Below are 20,583 nucleotides of genomic sequence, written 5' to 3'. Positions count from 1 at the left end.
GGGGTGGGGGGTGTCGGTGGGGGCGTTTAGCTTCGGGGGATGAGTTATCGCGACGTTGTTTCCGGAGGTGTCGTCCGGTGGGGGGCCGTGGCCGTGGGGGCGCGGATGCCCGTGGCCGCGGCGCCGCTCGCCCTGGTGTTTCTCGTGCGGGAGCGGCCCGGCGGGTATGCCCTCGGCGCCGTGCTCGCCGCGGTGTACGTGGTGGGCGAGATCGTGGGCGCGCCGCTCCTCGGGATGCGGATGCGGCCCGAGCGGGCCCGGCCGCAGCTCGCCCGGGGCCTCGCGGTGGGCGCGGTCGCGTTCGCGGCGCTGGGCCTGCTGCCGCACGCGCATCCCGTGGCCCTGGGGGCGTTCGCGTTCCTCGCCGGGGCCGCGCCCGCCGCCGCCCCCGGCGGGCTGCGCGCCCTGCTGACCGGCATGGTGCCGGACAAGGCCGTCACCCAGGCCCTGTCCGTGGAGTCGATCCTCACCTTCGCCATCTGGGCGGTGGCGCCGGCCGCCGTGACCGGCCTCGCGCTCGGGGTGTCACCGGCGCTGCCCCTGGTGTCGGCCGGAGCGCTGATGGCCGCCGCCGTGGCCGGGCTGTGGATGCTGCCCGAGGGGTGGCGCTCGGACGCGGACGACCGGGGCGGGGAGTCCATGGCGCGGATCCTCGCGCGGGCCTGGCCGATCTTCGTGACGGGCGCGGCGAGCCTGTCGATGCTCGCGCTCGCCGAGCTGGTCCTGCCCGCGCTCCTGGAGCAGCGCGGCATCGCGGTGGGCTGGGCGGGACCGCTCCTCGCGGCGCTCGCGGTGGGCTCCGCGGTCGGGTCGTTCGTGTACGGGCTGCGGACCTGGCCGGGCCGCCTGCGTACGCAGGGCATGGTGCTGATGTTCGCCGTCTCGGCCTGCCTGGCCGCCGTCGCCGTACTGCCGGGCGTGGGGTGGCTGCTCGCCGTCCTGGGCGTCGCCGGGGTGTTCCAGGCCGGGGCCATGCTCACCCGGAACCTTTCGCTGCGCGAGGTGCTGCCGCCCAGCGCCCTCGCCGCCGGCTACTCGGTGATGTACGCCGCCGTGGGCGCCGGGTACGCGGCGAGCGGCTCGCTGGCGGGCGGGCTGCTGAGCGTCGTGTCGCCCTCCACGGCGATCCTGGCGGGCGTCGGGCTCGGTGTGCTGCTGACCGTGGTGGGGGTGCTGGGCGAGGTGAAGCCCGCCGCGTCTCCCGGCGTGGTCTCAGCCGGCGGCGACGTCGCGGAACGTACGCCGGTAAGCGGTGGGGGTGACGCCGAGCGCGGCCTGTAGGTGCTGGCGCATCGACTGGGCCGTGCCGAAGCCCGCGTCCCGCGCGATCCGGTCGACGGAGAGATCGCTGGACTCCAGCAAGTGCCGTGCCCGCTCGACGCGTTGCTGTGTCAGCCACTGGCCGGGGCTGATGCCGACCTCCTCGCGGAAGCGCCGCGTGAAGGTGCGCACCGACATCGACTCCCGCGCCGCCATGTCCCGCAGCCGCAGCGGCTGGTCGAGGCGGCTCAGCGCCCAGGCCCGCGCGGTGCGCGTGGTCGCCAGCTGCGGCTCGGGGACCGGGCGCTGGATGTACTGGGCCTGGCCGCCGTCCCTGTGGGGCGGTACGACGGTGAGGCGGGCCACGTCGTTGGCGACCGCCGTGCCCTGGTCGCGGCGTACGAGATGCAGGCAGAGGTCGACGCCCGCGGCCACGCCCGCCGACGTCAGCACGTCGCCGTCGTCGATGAACAGCACGTCCGCGTCGACCTTGACGTCGGGGAAGAGCCGCTGGAAGTGGGCCGCCGACGCCCAGTGCGTGGTCGCCGGGCGCCCGTCGAGGAAGCCGGCGGCGGCGAGGACGTACCCGCCCGTGCAGATCGAGACGAGGCGGGTGCCCGGCCGGATACGGGCCAGCGCGGCGGCCAGCTCTCCGGTGAGCCGCCCCTCCTCGTAGACCGGGCCCAGTTCGTACGACGCCGGGACCACGACGGTGTCGGCGGTGGCCAGCGCCTCGGGGCCGTGTTCGACGAGGATCGTGTAGTCGGCGTCCGTACGGACCGGGCCGGGCGGCCGGACCGAGCAGGTCACGACCTCGTAGAGACGGCGGCGGTCGGCGTCGCGCGCGCGGCTGAAGATCCGCTGGGGGATGCCCAGTTCGAAGGGGATGACGCCGTCCAGGGCGAGGACGACGACGCGGTGCATGCGCGTATCGGCGCGGGACTCCCCGGAAGCGGCCATGGCCCGATCCTAGCGAACGCTGTCCCTCGGGCCACTCGTTCGCGCGGGGGCGGCTGCCGATCCTTGATGACGTGACCCAGACAACCGAGCCGAGCGCGGAGACGGGCGGAACCAGCGGAGCGGGCGGGACGGTCCCGCCGCCCGACGAGGCCGTCGACGCGCCCCCGTCCGGCGCCACGGCCCCGGCGGGCCGCCGCGCTCCCCGCATCCACCGCGCGTGGTTCGTCGCCGCCGTCACCTTCGTGACGATCATCGGCGCCGCCGCGTTCCGCTCGCTGCCGAGCCTCCTCATCGACCCGCTGCACGCCGACTTCGGCTGGTCGCGCGGGACCATCGGCCTCGCGGTCTCCATCAACCTCGCGCTGTACGGGCTCACCGCGCCGTTCGCCGCCGCGCTGATGGACCGCTTCGGCATCCGCAAGGTCGTCGCGACCGCCCTGATCGTGATCGCCCTGGGCTCCGGGCTGACCGTGTGGATGAACCACGCCTGGCAACTGCTGCTGTACTGGGGCCTGCTCGTCGGGCTCGGCTCCGGCTCGATGGCGCTCGCCTTCGCCGCGACCGTCACCAACCGCTGGTTCACCGAGCGGCGCGGCCTGGTCACCGGCATCCTCACGGCCGCCTCCGCCTCCGGCCAGCTGATCTTCCTGCCGCTCCTCGCCTGGATCGTCGAGACGTACAGGTGGCGGCCCGCCGCCGTGACGGTCGCGCTCGCGGCTCTCGTGGTCGTCCCCTTCGTATGGCTGCTGCTGCGCGACCACCCGGCGGACGTCGGCCTGAAGCCGTACGGGGCCGAGGAGTTCGTCGCGAAGCCGCCGCCCGTCCCGGGGGCCGCCCGGCGCACCATGGCCGTGCTCCTCAAGGCGGCCCGCACCGGACCGTTCTGGCTGCTCGCCGGGTCCTTCGCGATCTGCGGCGCCTCGACGAACGGCCTGATCCAGACCCACTTCGTGCCCGCCGCGCACGACCACGGCATGCCCATCAGGGCCGCCGCGTCGCTGCTCGCCGTCATCGGCGTCTTCGACATCGTCGGGACGATCGCGTCGGGCTGGCTCACGGACCGCTTCGACGCCCGGCGCCTGCTCGCCGTCTACTACGCGCTGCGCGGCGTCTCGCTGCTCTTCCTGCCGATCCTCCTCGCCCCGAACGTCCACCCGCCGATGATCTTCTTCATCGTCTTCTACGGCCTGGACTGGGTCGCGACCGTCCCGCCGACCCTCGCGCTCTGCCGCGAGCAGTACGGCGACGACAGCGCGATCGTCTTCGGCTGGGTGCTGGCCTCGCACCAGGTCGGCGCCGCCGTCGTCGCGTTCCTCGGTGGGGTCGTGCGGGACACCTTCGGGTCCTACGACGTCATCTGGTACGCCTCCGGGGCGCTCTGCGCGGCGGCCGCGCTGATGGCGCTGGTGATCCGGCGGCGCGACCCGGTGGACCTCCCGGCCGTCACGGCGTGAAGCGGCCGAACCTGCCCTGATGGAAGAGGAGCGGCCCCGCGTCGCCGTCGGCGGTACCGAGCGCGGCCACCCGGCCCACCACGATGAGGTGGTCGCCACCGGTGTGCACCGCCTGGATCGCGCAGTCGACCCAGGCGGGGGCGCCCGCCAGCCGGGGTGAGCCGGACACGGGCGCCGCGTCGTACTCCACCCCGGCGAACTTGTCGGCACCGCTCACGGCGAAGGCCCGGCACAGCTCGCCCTGGTCGGCGCCGAGGATGTTCACGCAGAAGACGCCCGCGCGCGCGATGCGCGGCCATGTCGTCGAGGTGCGGGCCACCATGAAGGAGACCAGCGGCGGGTCCAGGGAGAGCGAGGCGAAGGACTGGCAGGCGAAGCCCGCGGGGCCCTCGCCCTCCTCGCACGGAGGAGCCGTGATCACGGTGACGCCCGTCGCGAAGTTCCCGAGGACGCGGCGGAACTCGCCGGGATCGAGCGGGGCACGCTCGTCGTCGCCGACCGCCCGCAGCTCGGGGCGTGGCAGCGTTTCGAAGGGGCCCGTGGTGGTGGGGGCCCCGACCGACCTGAGGTAGCGGAGGGCGGTGGCCGCCATCCCTGCGTGTCCCATCACGCCCACCATTGAAGCTGACGGGGCGTCAGATGGAAAGGGTGCGGGGCCCTGTGGCTGGGCCCCTCCTGTCCCGCGCGTATCTTCACCCCCATGAGGTGGGGGAACGCCAGGGAAGCGCGGCCGCGGGGGACCTGGAGTGACGTGCGGATGCGGGCGGCCGGGGCGGCGTGCGCGGCGCAGCTGCCGGTGGCCGGGATGGTGGCGTTCACGCTGACGCTCGACGACGACAGCCGAGGGGCGGGGGGCGGCCCCGCCCTCGGCCTGGCCTGCCTCTTCGTCTTCGGGCCGCTCCTGCTGCCGGTCGTCGGGCTGCTGCACTCCGCGGTGCTCACGCTCCCCGCGGTCGGGCTCGGCCGCCTGGGCGCCGCGCGTCTCGGCCGGGGCCCGGAGTGGGCGTGGTCCCTCGCCTGCCTGCTGCCGGTCGGGGCCGCGTGGGCGGCTTGCTCGGCCGTGCTGGGCGCCCCCTTCGTGGGGCCCGCACTGTGGATCGCGGCGAGCGGCATACTGCCCGCGCTGCACGTGGCGTACTGCCGGCGGCGCGAGGAACGCCTCGGCAGACCGCTGCGCAAGGTGTGGATCCTGTCGGGACTCACCTCGCTCGGCGTGTGTGTGGCGGTCTTCGGCGCGGCGGTCGTGGGCACGGCGACGGGGCTCATCAAGGAGTACGAGCCGCCCGAGCTGACCGCCGCGCAGCTCGTCGGCACCTGGCGGGGGGAGGACGGCGAGCGTCTGCGGCTGGGGGCGGACGGGCGCGCGGTGGTCACCGGGCTTCCGTACGAGTCGAGTCACGCGTACGAGATGGGTGACGCGTACGAGGAAGGTGACGCGTCCGGTGGCAGCGACAGGCTGGCGCGCTGCGACTCCACCGGTACGTGGCGGGTCGGCGAAGCCCAGTACGAGGACCGGCCGGCCGTCGTCATCGCCGTGGAGGGGTGCGGCAGCGACAGTCAGACGTGGACCATCGGCGGCACGGCGGCCGAGCCCGAACTCTTCGTGCTCTTCGGGGACCCGGACTCACCGGACATCGAGGTGCTGGTGCGCCGGCGCGGCTGAGGGGCGCGACGCCGGTCAGCGACTTCGGCAGGGGTCAGCGGCCTCGGCAGGGGTCAGCGGCCTCGGTAGGAGGGCGCGCGGCGCTCCACGAAGGCGGCCACGCCCTCGTTCGCGTCCGCCGTGGTCATGTTGATCTCCTGGGCGACGGCCTCCGCCGCGAAGGCGGTCGCGCGGTCCGCCTCCAGGGAGGCGTTCACCAGCTGCTTCGTCAGGGCCAGGGCGCGGGTGGGGCCCGCCGCGAGGCGCTGCGCCCACTCCCGCGCGGTCTTCTCCAGGTCGTCGGCCGGTACGACGCGGTTGACGAGGCCGAGCCGTTCCGCGTCGGCGGCGGACACGGCGTCCCCGAAGAACATCAGCTCCTTGGCCCGCCGCGGCCCGATCAGCCGCGGCAGGAGATAGGCGCCGCCGCCGTCCGGTACGAGGCCCCGGCGCACGAACACCTCGATGAACGTGGCCGGTTCGGCGGCGATCACCAGGTCGCACGCGAACGCCAGGTGGGCGCCGATGCCGGCCGCCGTGCCGTTCACCGCGGCGATCACCGGTTTCTCGCAGTCCAGGACGGCGGAGATCAGCCGCTGGGCGCCCCGCCTGACCGTCCGGGCGACATCCCCCGGCACCCGCTCGCCCGTGGCGGGGGCGCCGCGCAGGTCGGCGCCCGCGCAGAACCCCTTGCCGGTGGCGGTGATCACGACGGCGCGTACGCCGGGGTCGCCGGAGGCCTCGTCGAGCAGCGCGATGATGCGTTCGCGCTGGTCCCAGGTGACGGCGTTCATGGCCTCGGGGCGGTTGAGCGTGATCCACGAGACGGCGTTGTCAGTGGTGTGGAGTATCAATGAGTCGAGGGGTTCGGAGGAGGTCGTCGGGTCGGGGGAGGACGGCATGGGCGTCATCGGTGTCTTGGGTGGCTTGGGCGTCATGGGGCGTGGCTCCGTTTCGCTGGGCGACGGTGCTCGGCAGTCGGGGTCTCGGCGGTGACACGGACGGTGGCGGTCGGCTCGTGCGGGCGCCCCTCAGCGGCAGACGGCGAACGCGTCGAGGGCGACGGCGCCCTGCCCCCGGGGCAGCACCATCAGCGGGTTGATGTCCAACTCCGCTATCTCGTCCCCGAGTTCGAGCGCCATGCGCTGGACGCGCAGCACGACCTCGACGAGCGCGTCGACATCGGCGGGCGCCGCCCCCCGCACCCCGTCCAGCAGGGCCCGGCCCCGCAGTTCGGACAGCATCGCCTTCGCCTGGTCCTCCCCGAAGGGCGGCACCCGCACCGCCGTGTCCCGAAGGACCTCGACGAGTACGCCGCCGAGCCCCACCGTCACGGTCGGCCCGAAGAGCGCGTCGTGCGTGACGCCGACGACCATCTCGACGCCCCGCTCCACCATCTGGCAGACCAGCACGCCGTCCAGCGGCACGCCCTCGTAGCGGGCGATGTCCGTCAGCTCCCGATAGGCGTCGCGCACCTGGCTGGCGGAGGTCAGGCCGATCTTCACCAGGCCCAGCTCGGTCTTGTGCGCCAGCTGGGGCCCCGACGCCTTCATGACGACCGGGTAGCCGACGAGCCCGGCCGCGCGGACGGCCGCCGCCGCGCTGGTCACCAACTGCTCGCGCGGTACGCGGATCCCGTACGCGCGCAGCAGCTGCTTCGCCGCGTGCTCGCTGAGCTGCTGGCCCGGCCGCATCAGCGCCTGCGCCTTGCGGAAGGAGGGGGAGGGGCTGCGCGGCGCCTCGTCGAAGGGGGAGCGGTAGCCGGCCGTGAAGCGGTGATGGTCCAGGTGGGCGCGGACCGCCGTGATGCAGTTGGCGAAGGTGCGGAAGGTGGCCACGCGCGAGGAGCCGAGCAGCGTCTGGCGGTAGGCGTCCTCGGTGCCGAGGGGCGACCCCCACACCACGCACACCAGCTTGTCCGTCTCCTCCGCCGCGTCCACCAGGTCCTGCGCGAGTTTGTCGCTCATCGGCGGGAAGGGCCCGGTGATGGGGCAGATGAGCACCCCCACCTGCGGATCGTCGAGGATCGCGTCGATGATCTTCCGGCCGCGCCAGTCGCCGACGGGGTGTCCGCCGTTGTCGATGGGGTTGGCGACGTTCAGGTACTCCGGTATCCACTGGTGCAGCTCCGCCTGCTTGGCGGCGCCGAGCGTGGGCAGGGTGAGGCCCGCCTCGGCCGCCAGGTCCGAGAAGTGCGCGCCCGTGCCGCCCGAGATCGAATACACGGCCACGCCCTCGGCCGACGGCCTGCGGGCCCGCGCCAACAGGGCGGAGGTGTCCTGGAGTTCGTCGAGCCCGTCGACACGGATGACGCCGAACTGCCGCATCGCCGCGTCCACCACCGCGTCGGCGCCGGTCAGCTTGCCGGTGTGTGAGGCGGCCGTGCGGGCGCCGGTCTCGGTCCGGCCCACCTTGACGGCGACGACGGGCACTCCGCGCCGGGCCGCGCGGTCGGCGGCGAGCAGGAAGGCGCGGCCGTCCCTGAGGCCCTCGACGTAGCAGGCGATGGCGCCGACCTCGGGGCGCTCGGCGAAGTAGGAGATGAAGTCGGCGGTCTCCAGGTCGGCCTCGTTGCCGGTGGGCGCCCAGTGGGAGAGGCGGATGCCGAGTTCCTGGAGGGTGAAGACGGGGCGGCCCTGGTGGCCGGACTGAGTGATCAGCGCGATGGCGGGGCCTTCGAGATCCTCGCGGAACTCCTCGAAGGCGTTGAGGTTGGTGTTCGGCCCGAGCAGCCGCAGGCCCGAGCGCCGCACGGCGGCCGCGAGGCGGGCCTGGGCGGCCGCGCCCGCCTCGCCCGTCTCGGCGAACCCGGAGGCGAAGGCGACGGCGAAGCGCACCTTCGCCTCGGCGAGCTGCTCGATCGCCGGCAGCGGGTCGCCGACCAGCAGTACGGCGAGGTCGACCTGTTCGGGCAGGTCGGCGACGGAGGGGAAGCAGGGGATGCCGAATACCGTCCGACGGGTGGGGTGCACGGGGTGCAGGCGCGCGCCGACCCGCTCGGCCCAGGCGATCAGCCGGCGGGTGATGCCGGCGCCGGGGCGGCCCTCGGCGTCCGAGGCGCCGATGACGGCGACGGATTCGGGGCGGAAGAAGCGGTCCAGGTCGGGTACGTCGGCGTGCAAGGGGCGGCCGCTGACGTCCAGGTCGTCGGCGGTGGGGGCGCTGCCGTGGACGGTGGGGGGTGGGGGTTCGCCGCAGGCCATGACACGCGCGCGGCGGGGGTCGGTGGTGAAGGTGCCGTGTGTCGATCCAAGCATCGGTCCGCCCGCTCCTGTGTGACAGCACTTACCTGCTTACCTGACGCATAGTCAGATTACTGAACTGACGCTGTGTCAGGAATGGGGGTGCAGGCAAAGACTGGCGGTGTGCGGTGCGGTGTCTCGCGATGCGGTGTGGTGGGGCGTGGGGTGGGAGGGGTGGGCGGGGCTGTTTCTTCTACGGAAGCGCAGAAATTGGGGGGTGCCAAGGTGGGGAATCGGACGGGGCTGGATTTGTTGGGTGCGGTGTGTGTGTGGGGGGGGGGGGGGGCGGTCTTGCGTAGTTCCCCGCGCCCCTTGTGGGGTGGGTTTTTTGGGTGCGGGTCGTGGGGGTTGGGCGCGCAGTTCCCCGCGCCCTTAGGGGGGCGTGCGGGGTGGGTTTTTTGGGTGCGGGTTGGTGGGGGTTGGGCGCGCAGTTCCCCGCGCCCCTTGCGTGGCGGGGCTTCCGGGGTGGGGTTATCGGGGGTGGGTTCTTGCTATTGCCTTTGCGATCTTTTTGGCGTCTCGGGCGAGTTCGCGGAGTGTGCCGCTGATCGGGGTGGTGAAGCCGGTGAAGTACAGGTTCGGGGCCTGCTTCGGGCTGTGGTGGCCGTGGGCGGTGGGGCGGCCGTGGGCGTCGAGGATGCCCAGGCCGCCGACCAGGCCCTCCAGGGCGTGGCGGTAGCCCGTTGCCGCGATGACCGTCTGCGGCGCTATCCGCGTGCCGTCCGCCAGGACCACCTTGCCGCTGTCGAAGGCCTCCACGGCGGCCACCGGCTCGACCCGGCCCTTGCGTACGGCGTCGATGAGGCCGACGTCCTGGACCGGGATCGCCCCTTCCCTGGCCCTCGAGAAGAGGCCGGTGCGGGGGCGTGACAGTCCCTGCGCCGACAGGTCGGGGACGGACACGCGGGCGACCAGCGACGCGAGGCGGTCCGTCAGGAGCACCGGAAGCCTGCGGCACAGGATGCCCGAGAGCTGCGCGGGCCACCCGGCCGTGGAGCGGCGCACGATGTGCGGGGCGGTGCGCACCGCGAGGCGGACCCGGGCGGCGCCACCGGCGGCGAGGTCGACGGCGATCTCCGCGCCGGTGTTGCCGACGCCGACGACCAGGACGTCCTTGCCGGTGAAGGGGCTCGGTTCGCGGTAGTCGCGGGCGTGCAGGAGGTCTCCGGAGTACGTGTCGCGGCCGGGCCAGTCGGGCAGCCGGGGCGTGTGGTTGTAGCCGGTGGCGACCACCACCGCGCTGCCGGTCAGCTCCCGGCCGCCGGTCGCGCGCAGCAGCCAGCCGGTGCCGTCGGCGGTGCGTTCCAGGCCGGTGACCTCGACCCCGGTGACGATGTCGAGGGCGTGGTGTTCCGCGTACTGCTCCAGGTAGCGGATCAGGTCGTCCCGTGACACCCACCGGCCGGCCGACCGCGGGATCGCCAGGCCGGGCAGGGCGGAGAGGCGACGCGTCGTATGCAGGTGGAGGCGGTCGTAGTGGCCGCGCCAGGAGGCGCCGAGGCGCTCCGACTTCTCCAGGACGATCGCGCGGACACCGCGTGCGCGCAGCGCCGCGGCGACGGCGAGTCCGCCGGGGCCGCCCCCGATGACGTACACGGGGCGGTCCTGCGTGGGCGACTGCGGAGCTGTCGAGTCGGACATGACTGGAGAGTAACCGCGCGCTTACTTGATGGGTGACGGTCAAGTCCGGAACCGGTTGCGAATCGATCACGGCCCTGCGCGGCGTCCGCCCCTTGCGCATTCGCCGCCCCGTGCGCTGAACTGACGTACCGTCAGAAAGCCGCGTACGACCGCCGAAGTGGGAGTGGCCACGGCATGGACTCGATCTGGCTCACCGGCGCCGAATGGCTCGCCGTGCTCCGCATAGGCCTTGGCCTGTGGTGGCTGGAGAGCTGGCGCCACAAGGACAAGAAGGGCTGGTTCGAGCGGGGTACGGGCATCGCGTGGGCGTCCGACGTGGCTGCCAAGCACAGGTGGCACGCGGTCCGCAGCGGCTTCGACACCGTCGTCGCGCCGCGCCCGAAGGTGATGGCGTACGTCGTGGTTCATGCCGAACTCGCCCTGGGGCTCGGCCTGGTCGTCGGATTCCTGACTCCCGTCGCCTTGGTCGGCGGGCTGCTCCTCAACCTGCTCTACCTCGTCCTCATGATCCACGACTGGGCCGAGCAGGGGCAGAACACGATGATGGCGCTCATCTCGCTCGTCGCCCTCTTCGCCATGTCCTGGCAGGCCTGGTCCCTCGACGACGCGCTCGGACTCTTCCGATGAGTACGGCGGCGGGTGGCGGCCCGCGCTTCGATCTGCCCGAACCCGACGCCTTCACCCGCCCCTACTGGGACGCGGCGGCCGAGGGGCGGCTGCTGATCCGCCGCTGCGGGGCGTGCGGGGCGGCGCACCACTATCCGCGCGAGTTCTGCCCGCGCTGCTGGAGCGAGGACGTCGCCTGGGAGCGGGCGAGCGGCCGGGCCACGCTCTACACCTGGTCGGTCGTGCACAGGAACGACCTGCCGCCGTTCGGCGCGCGCGTCCCGTACGTCGCCGCGGTCGTCGATCTCGCCGAGGGGCCGCGGATGATGACGGAGGTCGTCGGCCGCGGGGCACAGGAGCCGCGGATCGGGATGGGGCTCGAAGTGGCGTTCCGGGCGGCCGGGGAGTTCGCCGTGCCGGTGTTCAGGGCGGCGTAGGGAGGGCGTGAAATCTCTTTGTCCCCGGTGGGCGGCGCGCGGGATCATGGCCCATGTCCACCGACCCGCGTTCCTCCTGGCAGCTGACCGACGACCTCGACGGCTTTCACGCGCGCGCCGAGGAGTTCCTGTCCTCCGCACCGGCCCCGCACACCGCTCTCCTCAGCGTCACCGACACCCTGCGCGAACGGGGGCTCCAGGCGTACGGGGAGGGGGCGCCCCAGTTCGGTACGTACGCCGATGGGGCGGGCCGCGTCCGGGGAGCCTTCCTGCGGACCCCGCCGCACCGGCTGCTCCTCTCGCCCGTCGCCCCCGAAGCCGCCGACATCCTCGCCCGGCAGCTCGCCGACTCCGGCCACGCCCTGCCGGGAGTCGTCGCCGACCGGGACACCGCGGAGGCCTTCGCCCGAGCCTGGGAGAAGCACACGGGAGCCACCGCCACGCCCGGCCACCGGCAGCGGCTCTACCGCCTCGCCGCCCTCACCCCGCCCGAGCCCGCACCGCCGGGCCGCGCCCGCCTCGCCGACGACGGGGACAGGGCCCTGCTTGAGCGCTGGCACGGGGAGTTCGCGGAGGCCGTCGGCGAACCGGCCGTCATGGGCTCCGGCGCATGGGTGGACTCCCGCCTCGCCCATGGGGGCGTCACCCTCTGGGAGACCCCCGACGGAACGCCCGCCGCGATGGCCGGCGTCACCCGCCGCATCGCCGGTCAGGTCCGCGTCGCCCCCGTGTACACACCGGCAGCCCTCCGCGGCCGCGGCTACGGCGGTGCCGCGACCGTCGCCGTCACCCGCGCCGCCCTCGACGCGGGCGCCGCCGAGGTCCTGCTCTTCACCGACCTCGCCAACCCGACGAGCAACGGCCTCTACCAGCGGATCGGCTACCGCCCGGTGGGGGACTTCACGCAGTATGACTTCAGCGGTTGAGGCCACGGCCCACGGCCGGGAAGGGGGCGGCTCAGGGCCAGAGCAGCTCGCGCGTCCACACCTCGGCGGCGGCCCGGTCGGCCTGGTGAGCCCGGTCGGCCAGGGCCCTGCGGTAGCGCAAGCGGATGTGGCGCCGCCGCTCGTCGCCCTGGAAGAACTCCGCCTCCGAGGGCTCCAGGACGTACAGCGTCCAGGTCGGCGCGTCGGCGTCCGGTTCGGCCCGGGCGCGGTCCCAGGCGGCGGCGGAGGACCGCGCCAACTCCTCGTACGAGTCGAGGACTTCGCTCTGGTGGCCCACGAGCGCGGCGGCGAGGGCGCCCGTCGACCGCGCGTGCAGATCGGCGAGGCCCTCGGCGTGCGGGACCGCGGCGACCCGGCCCCTGATCCGGATCTGCCGGCCCTGCGACGCCCAGTAGAAGTGCAGGGCGGCCTCCGGGCGGGCGGCGAGCTGGCGGCCCTTCCTGCTGCTCGCGTGCGAGGCGAAGTGCCAGCCCCGGTCGTCCGCGTCGTGCAGCATCACGGTCCGCACGTCGGGGCCGCCGTCCTCGGCGACCGTGGCGAGACCCATGGTGTGCGGCTCGGCCTGCCCGGCGGCCACCGCCTCCGCGAACCACGCGTGGAAGAGGGACAGCGGGTCGGCGGGCGCCCCGGCCGGGTCGAAGGCGGGCAGCTCCACGTCCCACACGCGCTGTGCCCGCAGCAGCTGCTGGAACGGGGTCGGCGGGGCGGCGTCATGGGGCGCGGGGGACGGCGGCGGAGTTCCGGGTGTCGTCATGCGCCGATTCTGTCGCGCGCGCCCCGGCACCGGGCGAATCGGCCCCTCACCCCCCGGCGCCCCCTCGTCCCTGCCCCGGAACCCCCTCATCCCCGCCTCGGCGCCCCTCACCCCCGCCCCAGCACCACCGTCCCCGAGGAGCAGAACCACCCGCCCGTCCCCGACGCCACCGCGAGCTCCGGCAGGGTGGCGTCCGTGCGTCTGACCTGGCACTCGCCCGCCTGGCCGCGCAGCTGTCGGGTGGCCTCCACCAGCAGGAAGAGGCCCCGCATGCCGGGGTGCTGGGCGGACAGGCCGCCGCCGTCCGTGTTGGTCGGGAGACCGCCCGTGCGCAGCAGGCGGCCCTTCTCCACGAACGCGCCGCCCTCGCCCTTCCCGCAGAAGCCGAGGTCCTCCAGCGTCACCAGCGTCATATAGGTGAACGCGTCGTAGATCTGGGCCACATCGATGTCCTCGGGCCGCACCCCCGCCCGCTCGAAGGCGAGACGGCCGCTCACCGCCGCCGGGGAGACCGTGAAGTCGTCCCACTCCGACATCGTCGTGTGCGAGACGTGCTCGCCCGCGCCGAGGACCCACACCGGCTCCGACGCGCAGTCCGCCACGTACTCCTCGGCGGCGAGCAGCACCGCGCAGCCGCCGTCGGACCGTACGCAGCAGTGCAGCTTGGTGAACGGGTCCGCGATCATCGGTCCTGCCAGGACGTCGTCCACCGTGATCGGGTCGCGGAACATCGCGTCGGGGTTGGCCGCCGCGTTGGCCCGGGCCTGGACGGCCACCGAGGCGAGCTGTTCCAGGGTCGTGCCGTACTCGTGCATGTGGCGGCGCGCGGCCATCGCGTACTTGGCGACAAGGGAGTGCCCGTAGGGGACTTCGAACTGCGCCGGGCCCCGCGCGCCGAAGGAGAGGTTCGACGTGCGGCGCCCGGCCTTGATGTCCGCGCGGGCGGTCGAGCCGTAGACGAGGAGCACGGCGTTCGCCCGTCCCGCCGCTACCGCCTCCGTCGCGTGCGCGGCCATGACCTCCCAGGTGGCGCCGCCGACGGAGGTGGAGTCCACCCAGCGGGGCCTGAGGCCCAGGTACTCGGCGACCTCCACGGGCGCCAGCGTGCCGAGGCCCGCGGACGCGAGGCCGTCGACCACGCCGCGCCCCAGGCCGGAGTCGGCGAGCGCGCGGCGCGCCGCCTGGGCGTGCAGGGCGTAGGGCGTCGCCTCGTCGACCCTGCCGCAGTCCGAGAGGGCGACACCGACGACGGCGACCTTGCGGGGAGTCGAACCGGTGTTGGGCGGCATGCATCTGACGGTACATCAGATGAGGGCTGCCTGAGGAGGCCGCGGCCTCCGTCCCCTCTCGCCGCGTCCGCGCTCTGTGCATCTCGGGGGGACGGTCCTAGCATGACGGCCCGTCAGTTCCGGGTCCGGCCGCCGGGCCCGGGGGAGGAGCCCGCCAATGGACGCCGCCTTCAGCGCGGAGCAGGACGAGATCCGCCGCACCCTTCGCGAACTGATCACCAAACGCTGCGGGCCCGACGACGTCAAGGCCGCCGTCCGCACCCCGGCAGGCCACGACTCCGCCCTGTGGGCCGCCCTTGCCGCGCAGCTCGGCCTGCCCGGCCTCGCGCTTCCCGAGGCGTACGGGGGCGTCGGCTGCACGGCCGCGGAGCTCGCCCTCGGCTGCGAGGAGCTGGGCCGCGCCCTCGTCCCCTCACCGCTCCTCGCCACCGCCGTCCTCGCCGCCCCGCTGATCCTCGCCCTCGGCACCGAGGAGCAGCGCGCCGCGCACCTGCCCCGGATCGCCGCGGGAGAGCTGACCGCCGCGCTCGCCGTGCCCGGCACGGGGCTCACCACGGCCCTCGGCCTCGTCGGCGACAACGCGGGGGACTGGTCCGGCGGCGGACGCGCGGGCGGCGTACAGGCGAGGGCCGACGACGGGACGTGGCGGCTGTACGGACAGGCGGAGCAGGTGCTCGACGGGCACAGCGCGGGGCTCCTCGTCGTCGCCGCGCACACGGGGGGCTTCGCCCGCTCCCGTACGCTCCTCTTCCTCGTGCGCGAGGGCGCGCCCGGCCTGGCGCGGACCCGGCAGACCGCGCTCGACGAGACCCGCACCCAGGCCCGCGTCGAACTGCGCGACGTGGCAGCGGAGTTGCTGGGCGGTGAAGGGGGTGATGTGCCGGGCGCGCTCGCCGCCGTCGGGGACGTCGCCGCCACCGTGCTCGCCGCCGAGGCCGTCGGGGCGGCGGACCGCGCGCTGGAGCGGACCGTGGAATACGTCTGCCGACGCGAGCAGTTCGGGCGCGCGATCGGGTCCTTCCAGGCAGTCAAGCACCGTCTCGCCGAGGTGTACGTGCAGGTCCAGGCCGCGCGTTCGGCCGCGTACTACGCGGCGTGGGCGGCCGGGGCGGAGTCCGCCGGGTTCGGCGGGCAGGGCGCCGAGCGAGCCGGCGGGCTCGCGCTCGCGCAGGGCCTTGACGCACTGCGGGCCGCCGCGTCCGAAGCCGTACAGCTGCACGGAGGCATCGGCTTCACCTGGGAGCACGAGGCGCACCTCTACTTCAAGCGGGCCTCCGGTGACGAGCTGCTCTTCGGCCCCGCGCACCGCCTGCGGGCACGGTCGGCCGAACGGGCCGGACTGTTCGAGGGCCACGCCCTGCAAGAGGCCGTCTGATGCCGCCCGGACCGCGCCGGACGAAGACGTCGCGCCGGACGAAGAGGACCGGACCGCGCCGGGCGCGGAGCGTCGGGCTGCGTCTGATGCAGAAGGTGTCGTCCACCCGCGCCTTCGCGAAGGCGGCCCCGCACTTCATCCCCGCGATGGACCGCGCCGTGCACCGGCTGACCCGAGGCAAGGTGCTGCTCAGCGCGCAGATGCTGCCCGGCCTCGTCCTGACGGCGCGCGGCGCGAGGAGCGGGCTGCCGAGGCGTACGCCGTTGGCGTGCATGCCCGACGAGGAGAGCGGCGGATGGGTGCTGGTCGGGTCCAACTTCGGGCGGCCCGGCCACCCCGCGTGGACCGCGAACCTGCTCGCCCACCCGGAGGCCTCGGTCAGCTGGCGCGGCGCGGACATCCCGGTGCGGGCCCGGCTGCTGACGGGGCAGGAGCGGGCGGCGGTCTGGGCGGCGGCGCTCGACTTCTGGCCGCCGTACGCCACGTACCAGGCCCGGGTGGACCGGGAGATCAGGCTCTTCCGCCTGGAGCGGCGCGGGCGGATCCGCGAAGGGGGACGCAAGGACGACGACGGGCGCACAGAGCACGGCGGCGGATCACCTGAGTGATCCGCCGCCGGCTGACAGGACTGGGAAAGCGCGCCCGTCGGGGCGTCGGTACCGCTTCGCTACTTCGTCGGCTTCTTACCGGTGACGCCCAAATGCACCAACATCGCCAGGTTGGGCTTGAGTTCGGCCTGTTTGACGCCCCACGTCTGGAATCCGCGCTGGTGCGAGGCGACCGCCGCCAGCATCGCGACGATCGAACCCGCCATGGCCGCCGGGCTGACGTCCTTGTCGACCTTGCCCTTGGCCTGGAGCTCCTTCACGGTGTCCGTAAGGGAGTTGTTGACCGAGTTGAGGATCTTCATCCGGATCTTGTAGAAGCGCTTGTCGCCCTCGGCCGCGCCGAGGTCGACGACGCGCAGGATCGCGTCGTTTTTGCGCCAGAAGTCGAGGAAGCCCTCGACCAGCTCCTGCGAGGTCTGCCAGCCCGCCTTGCCGACCCAGGAGCGACCCTCAAGGAGGTGGGTCAACTCCGCGCCCTCGGCCGCCATTTGCTCGGCGATCTCCAGGACGGCGCCCTCCACGTCCGGGAAGTACTGGTAGAAGGTCGCTGGTGAAGTCCCCGCCTTGCGGGCCACGTCGATGACTTTGACGTCCCGATAGGGCGAGGAGCTGAGCATCTCGCTGAGGCAGTCGAGCAGCTTCTGACGCGTCGCTTGACCGCGCCGACCGGCCACACGGCCGTCGACGGTACGTACCTGTCCTGTCATGCCGTCAGCTTACCGAGGGGTGATCGGAGCGCGATTCGGCCGAGTGCAAATGGGGTTGGGGCGCGTGAGGGCGGCGGAGGGCGCACCCCGTAGGAATTGACCAAACGTTCGAATTCATGCGCTGCGGGGGTCCGGGAGGGCCGCTAGCTTGACTTGCATGGACTACGCAGAGCGGGACGCGGAGGGCGGGGACACGGGGCGGCACGGATACGCGGAGGGCGTGCCCTGCTGGGTCGACGCGACGCTGCCCGACGTCGAGGGCGGCAAGCGGTTCTACGGCGAGCTCTTCGGCTGGACGTTCACCGCGAGCACCGCGAGCACCGGGGGCTCCGGGGGCTCGGTGGGTTCTGGGGTGGCGCAGGCGTACAGCGACGGTCTGCCCGTCGCCGCGCTCGCACCCAAGGCCGACGGCCGTATGCCCACCGTGTGGACCGTCTACCTCGCGACCCCGGACGCCGCCGCGCTCGCCGAACGCGTCAGGCGCGCGGGCGGCTCCATGATCAGGGAGCCCATGCCCGTCGGACCCCTCGGGACGATGGGCCTCGCGGCCGACCCCGAGGGCGCCGTCTTCGGGATCTGGCAGGCCGGCACGCACCAGGGCTTCGGCAAGGAGAGCCAGCCCGGCTCGTACTGCTGGACGGAGGTCTACTCCCGGGACAAGGACCGGGTCGACCCCTTCTACGAGGGCGTCTTCGGATACGGCGGCTTCGACCTCGACCTCGGCGGGGTCCCCTTCCGCACCTGGTCGCCCCCCGGGGCCCCGGCCGGACCCGAGACCGCCATCGGCGGACGCAGCCTGATGGACCCGGCCACCGACGGCTACAGCACGCCCGAGACGCCCCCGCACTTCCTCGTCTACTTCAACGTCACCGACGCCGACGCGACGGCCGCGGCGGTGACCCGGCTCGGCGGCCGCGTGCAGATGCCGCCCCACGACATCCCGTACGGGCGTATCGCGGTCCTCAGGGACAACCAAGGGGCGACCTTCGCTGTCCTACAGGACTAGAGGCCGCCCCGGGGTGCCCTCCGCGGGCCTTTTGTCCCGGGAACCCCCCAGACAACCCGAGACACCCCGAGACACCCCGATCCCGCCCCGGGTTCGCCACGGCCGCCTCGGACAGGAAGAATCAGGGTGCGTGCCGCCGTAGCGGCTCGGGTGGTGAGACGCTGCACGGGGCTGTCTTCTTCGGCGGCCGCGTACGGGGAGGTGGCAGGGCAAGTGGTGGATCAGCTGACGCAGCACGATCCGAGGCGGATCGGCCCGTTCGAGGTCCTCGGCAGGCTGGGCGCCGGTGGCATGGGTCTGGTCTATCTCGCGCGCTCCGCGTCGGGGCGGCGCGTGGCGATCAAGACGGTGCGGACCGAGCTCGCCGAGGACCAGCTGTTCCGTGTCCGCTTCACGCGCGAGGTCGAGGCGGCGCGCGCCGTCTCCGGCTTCTACACGGCCGCCGTGGTGGACGCCGACCCGAGGGCCGCCGTGCCGTGGCTCGCCACGGCCTACGTCCCCGCGCCCTCCCTCGAGGAAATAGTGAATGAACACGGGCCGCTGCCCACTCAGGCGGTGCGGTGGCTGGCGGCGGGCGTGGCCGAGGCCCTGGAGTCCATCCACGGCGCGGGCCTGGTCCACCGTGACCTCAAGCCGTCGAACGTCCTCGTCGTCGAGGACGGTCCGCGCGTCATCGACTTCGGCATCGCGTCCGGCGTCTCCAACACCCGGCTGACGATGACCAACGTCGCCGTGGGCACACCCGCGTACATGTCACCCGAGCAGGCCAAGGACTCGCGCAGCGTGACCGGCGCGAGCGACGTCTTCTCGCTCGGCTCCACGCTCGTCTTCGCCGCCACCGGGCACGCGCCCTTCCACGGCGCCAACCCCGTCGAGACGGTCTTCATGCTGCTCCGGGAGGGCCCGGACCTCGAAGGGCTCCCCGACGAGCTGCGCCCGCTGATCGAGTCCTGCATGCAGATGGAGGCGGCGCTGCGGCCCAGCCCCGCCGACCTCCAGGCACAGCTCGCCCCGCACCTCTTCGCCTCCGAGAGCGCCGACAACGACGACAGCGGCACGGCCTCCGCCTGGCTGCCGGAGCGGGCCGTCGCGCTCATCGAGGCCCGCAGGAACGGCCGGCCCCCCGCCCGCGTCCCGGCCACCGCCGGGCGCAGCGGCGGCCGGGTGCCGCGCCGCCCCGGCGCCCGCCACCGCGCCGCCGCCCCGCAGCAGCCGCCGCCCGCGCCGTCCCGGCCGCCGTTCGCGGCGCGCGCCGACGCAGGGCCCGTGCGGCTCGCCGGGGCGAAGGTGCCGATCGGGCCGGGGCCGCGCGTCGCCGACTCCCGGGCGGCCGCCGCGCCCGGCGACCACGGGCTCGCCGCGTCCTGGTCACGGTCCTCGGCGCCCAAGGCCGGGGCCAACGGCGTCGCCCCCCAGGCGCCCGCCGTGCCCGCGCCCGCCGTGGCGCCGGACGCCGGGGCCAAGACGTGGCGGCCGTGGCGGTTCCGGATGTCCAACGACGTGTGGGGCACGCCCGCCGTCGCCGGCAACCTCGTCTACGTCACCTCCTTCGAGGTCCACGCGCTGGACGTCGGCACCGGCCGCCGCAGCTTCAAGACGCGGGACGTCGCCTGGTCCATGGCGGTGGCCGACGGCCGCGTCCACGCCTCCGACGGCCCGACCCTCTACGCCCTCGACGGCACCGACGGCTCCGACCTGTGGCGGCTGCCGACCGACGCCTGGGTGTACTCCCTCCAGGCCGCCCGCGGCACGGTCGTCACCGGCACGCGCGGCGGCGGCGTCCAGGCCTGGGAGGCCGCCAACGGCGAGAAGCTCTGGGAGATCACCGGCGCGCAGACCGACTTCGAGACCCCGGAGGCCGGGCCCGCCGTCTTCGACGGCACGGTGTACGTCTGGAAGGACGCGCGGCTGCGGGCGCTGGAGGCGCGGACCGGCGAGGAGCGCTGGTCGTATCCCGTGGGCGACGCGGCCTCCTGCGGCGGGGTGCCCGTGCGGGTCACCCAGGCGCAGGACGGCTACGTGTACGTCGCCGCCGGCACCCGCGTCCTCGCCATCGACGTGGCCGCCGGGCATGTCCGCTGGCACTTCGAGGCGCCCGCCGCCTTCCTCTGCCCGCCCGCGTTCGCGCCGGGGCCCGCCGTGACGGGTGGTGGCGTGTACCTCGCCGACTACCTCGGGACGGTGTACGCGCTCGACGCCACGGACGGCCGTGACCGCTGGCGCATCGCCACGGAGTCCCGCTCCTCCATCGAGCCCGTCCTCGTCGCGGACGGCCACGTCCACGTCGGCAGCGGCAAGGGGCTCTACACCCTCGACGCCGTGACCGGCACCCCGAAGTGGCGGTTCCAGGCCGGTGGTGAGGTCGTCGGCACGCCCGTCGTCGCCGACCGGCGCATCCACTTCGGGTCCACGGATCACCTGCTGTACACGTTGAAGGCCGACGACGGGCGGCTGCGGTGGAAGCTGGCGACGGGTGGGGAGATCACGGGGGCGCCGGTGGTGCGGGACGGGGTCGTGTACGCGTGCAGCAAGGATCGCTGTGTGTACGCGTTGGACGCGGAGCGGGGGACGGGGACGTCGCCCCGTACGTAGGGGCGGGCCCCTTGCCCTCCTAGTGCCCCGCAGCCGGGGCCGAGGGTGCTCGGGTGCGGGTCG

The 20,583-nt window shown here is 73.9% G+C and carries 18 protein-coding genes; 10 read left to right on the top strand and 8 right to left on the bottom strand.

Annotated elements, in window-relative coordinates; genetic code table 11:
• Positions 1-39 precede the first annotated feature (39 nt).
• Positions 40-1,281 carry an MFS transporter gene (locus KKZ08_RS16875; RefSeq protein WP_223775245.1) on the top strand — a complete coding sequence of 414 codons (1,242 nt, stop codon included), beginning with the start codon at positions 40-42 and terminating at the stop codon, positions 1,279-1,281.
• Here KKZ08_RS16875 and KKZ08_RS16870 read toward each other — a convergent pair.
• Entirely contained in the window at positions 1,213-2,220 is a 1,008-nt protein-coding gene (locus tag KKZ08_RS16870) for a helix-turn-helix domain-containing protein (protein WP_223775244.1), read from the bottom strand. The two genes, KKZ08_RS16875 and KKZ08_RS16870, sit on opposite strands and share 69 nt — an antisense overlap.
• 206 nt (positions 2,221-2,426) lie before the next feature.
• Between KKZ08_RS16870 and KKZ08_RS16865 the strand changes: the two genes are divergently transcribed.
• Positions 2,427-3,674, top strand: coding sequence for an MFS transporter (locus KKZ08_RS16865; protein WP_223779087.1), 1,248 nt, complete (start codon positions 2,427-2,429; stop codon positions 3,672-3,674).
• On the opposite strand, the gene KKZ08_RS16860 is transcribed toward KKZ08_RS16865, so the two are convergent.
• Complete coding sequence (locus tag KKZ08_RS16860) at positions 3,664-4,281, bottom strand: flavin reductase family protein (RefSeq protein ID WP_223775243.1); 618 nt, start codon at positions 4,279-4,281, stop codon at positions 3,664-3,666. The genes KKZ08_RS16865 and KKZ08_RS16860 overlap by 11 nt on opposite strands.
• 93 nt (positions 4,282-4,374) lie before the next feature.
• Between KKZ08_RS16860 and KKZ08_RS16855 the strand changes: the two genes are divergently transcribed.
• Complete coding sequence (locus KKZ08_RS16855) at positions 4,375-5,337, top strand: hypothetical protein (protein WP_223775242.1); 963 nt, start codon at positions 4,375-4,377, stop codon at positions 5,335-5,337.
• 53 nt (positions 5,338-5,390) lie between these two features.
• On the opposite strand, the gene KKZ08_RS16850 is transcribed toward KKZ08_RS16855, so the two are convergent.
• The 3 genes from KKZ08_RS16850 to KKZ08_RS16840 all read right to left on the bottom strand — a co-directional run bounded on the left by KKZ08_RS16850 (position 5,391) and on the right by KKZ08_RS16840 (position 10,199).
• Positions 5,391-6,218 (bottom strand): enoyl-CoA hydratase-related protein, encoded by an 828-nt coding sequence (locus KKZ08_RS16850; RefSeq protein WP_223779086.1) that lies wholly within the window; start codon positions 6,216-6,218, stop codon positions 5,391-5,393.
• Positions 6,219-6,347: 129 nt separating this feature from the next.
• Positions 6,348-8,573 carry an acetate--CoA ligase family protein gene (locus tag KKZ08_RS16845; RefSeq protein ID WP_223775241.1) on the bottom strand — a complete coding sequence of 742 codons (2,226 nt, stop codon included), beginning with the start codon at positions 8,571-8,573 and terminating at the stop codon, positions 6,348-6,350.
• Positions 8,574-9,029: 456 nt separating this feature from the next.
• Complete coding sequence (locus KKZ08_RS16840) at positions 9,030-10,199, bottom strand: NAD(P)/FAD-dependent oxidoreductase (protein ID WP_223775240.1); 1,170 nt, start codon at positions 10,197-10,199, stop codon at positions 9,030-9,032.
• Between the two features lie 174 nt (positions 10,200-10,373).
• Between KKZ08_RS16840 and KKZ08_RS16835 the strand changes: the two genes are divergently transcribed.
• From KKZ08_RS16835 to KKZ08_RS16825, 3 genes are read left to right on the top strand one after another with little or no spacing between them, the layout of a single operon-like run.
• On the top strand, positions 10,374-10,826 hold the full coding sequence (locus KKZ08_RS16835; protein ID WP_223775239.1) for a DoxX family protein: 453 nt from the start codon (positions 10,374-10,376) through the stop codon (positions 10,824-10,826).
• Positions 10,823-11,242 (top strand): Zn-ribbon domain-containing OB-fold protein, encoded by a 420-nt coding sequence (locus KKZ08_RS16830; protein ID WP_223775238.1) that lies wholly within the window; start codon positions 10,823-10,825, stop codon positions 11,240-11,242. The genes KKZ08_RS16835 and KKZ08_RS16830 overlap by 4 nt, the downstream gene beginning before the upstream one ends.
• Before the next feature lie 53 nt (positions 11,243-11,295).
• Positions 11,296-12,168: a GNAT family N-acetyltransferase gene (locus tag KKZ08_RS16825; protein ID WP_223775237.1), complete on the top strand. Its 873-nt coding sequence runs from the start codon at positions 11,296-11,298 to the stop codon at positions 12,166-12,168.
• A 31-nt stretch (positions 12,169-12,199) separates the two neighbouring features.
• Here KKZ08_RS16825 and KKZ08_RS16820 read toward each other — a convergent pair whose 3' ends face one another.
• Positions 12,200-12,943, bottom strand: coding sequence for a pyridoxal 5'-phosphate synthase (locus KKZ08_RS16820; protein ID WP_223775236.1), 744 nt, complete (start codon positions 12,941-12,943; stop codon positions 12,200-12,202).
• 107 nt (positions 12,944-13,050) lie between these two features.
• Positions 13,051-14,232: an acetyl-CoA acetyltransferase gene (locus tag KKZ08_RS16815; RefSeq protein ID WP_223775235.1), complete on the bottom strand. Its 1,182-nt coding sequence runs from the start codon at positions 14,230-14,232 to the stop codon at positions 13,051-13,053.
• A 157-nt stretch (positions 14,233-14,389) separates the two neighbouring features.
• Here KKZ08_RS16815 and KKZ08_RS16810 point away from each other — a divergent pair, with 157 nt between their 5' ends.
• On the top strand, positions 14,390-15,607 hold the full coding sequence (locus tag KKZ08_RS16810; RefSeq protein WP_223775234.1) for an acyl-CoA dehydrogenase family protein: 1,218 nt from the start codon (positions 14,390-14,392) through the stop codon (positions 15,605-15,607).
• A gap of 86 nt (positions 15,608-15,693) precedes the next feature.
• Positions 15,694-16,215 (top strand): nitroreductase family deazaflavin-dependent oxidoreductase, encoded by a 522-nt coding sequence (locus tag KKZ08_RS16805; protein ID WP_223775233.1) that lies wholly within the window; start codon positions 15,694-15,696, stop codon positions 16,213-16,215.
• A 59-nt stretch (positions 16,216-16,274) separates the two neighbouring features.
• Here the strand turns inward: KKZ08_RS16805 and KKZ08_RS16800 are convergent, their stop codons facing one another.
• Positions 16,275-16,922 carry a TetR family transcriptional regulator gene (locus KKZ08_RS16800; protein WP_223775232.1) on the bottom strand — a complete coding sequence of 216 codons (648 nt, stop codon included), beginning with the start codon at positions 16,920-16,922 and terminating at the stop codon, positions 16,275-16,277.
• Positions 16,923-17,079: 157 nt separating this feature from the next.
• On the opposite strand from KKZ08_RS16800, the gene KKZ08_RS16795 reads away from it, so the two are divergent.
• Together KKZ08_RS16795 and KKZ08_RS16790 are read left to right on the top strand one after the other, a co-directional pair.
• Positions 17,080-17,928 carry a VOC family protein gene (locus KKZ08_RS16795; protein WP_223775231.1) on the top strand — a complete coding sequence of 283 codons (849 nt, stop codon included), beginning with the start codon at positions 17,080-17,082 and terminating at the stop codon, positions 17,926-17,928.
• A gap of 213 nt (positions 17,929-18,141) precedes the next feature.
• Entirely contained in the window at positions 18,142-20,520 is a 2,379-nt protein-coding gene (locus KKZ08_RS16790; protein ID WP_223775230.1) for a serine/threonine-protein kinase, read from the top strand.
• Positions 20,521-20,583: the final 63 nt, after the last annotated feature.

Source organism: Streptomyces sp. 135, from assembly GCF_020026305.1.
Lineage (GTDB): Bacteria > Actinomycetota > Actinomycetes > Streptomycetales > Streptomycetaceae > Streptomyces.
Note: the sequence above shows the minus strand (reverse complement) of the source record. Positions and strands in the feature narration are given on the sequence as shown.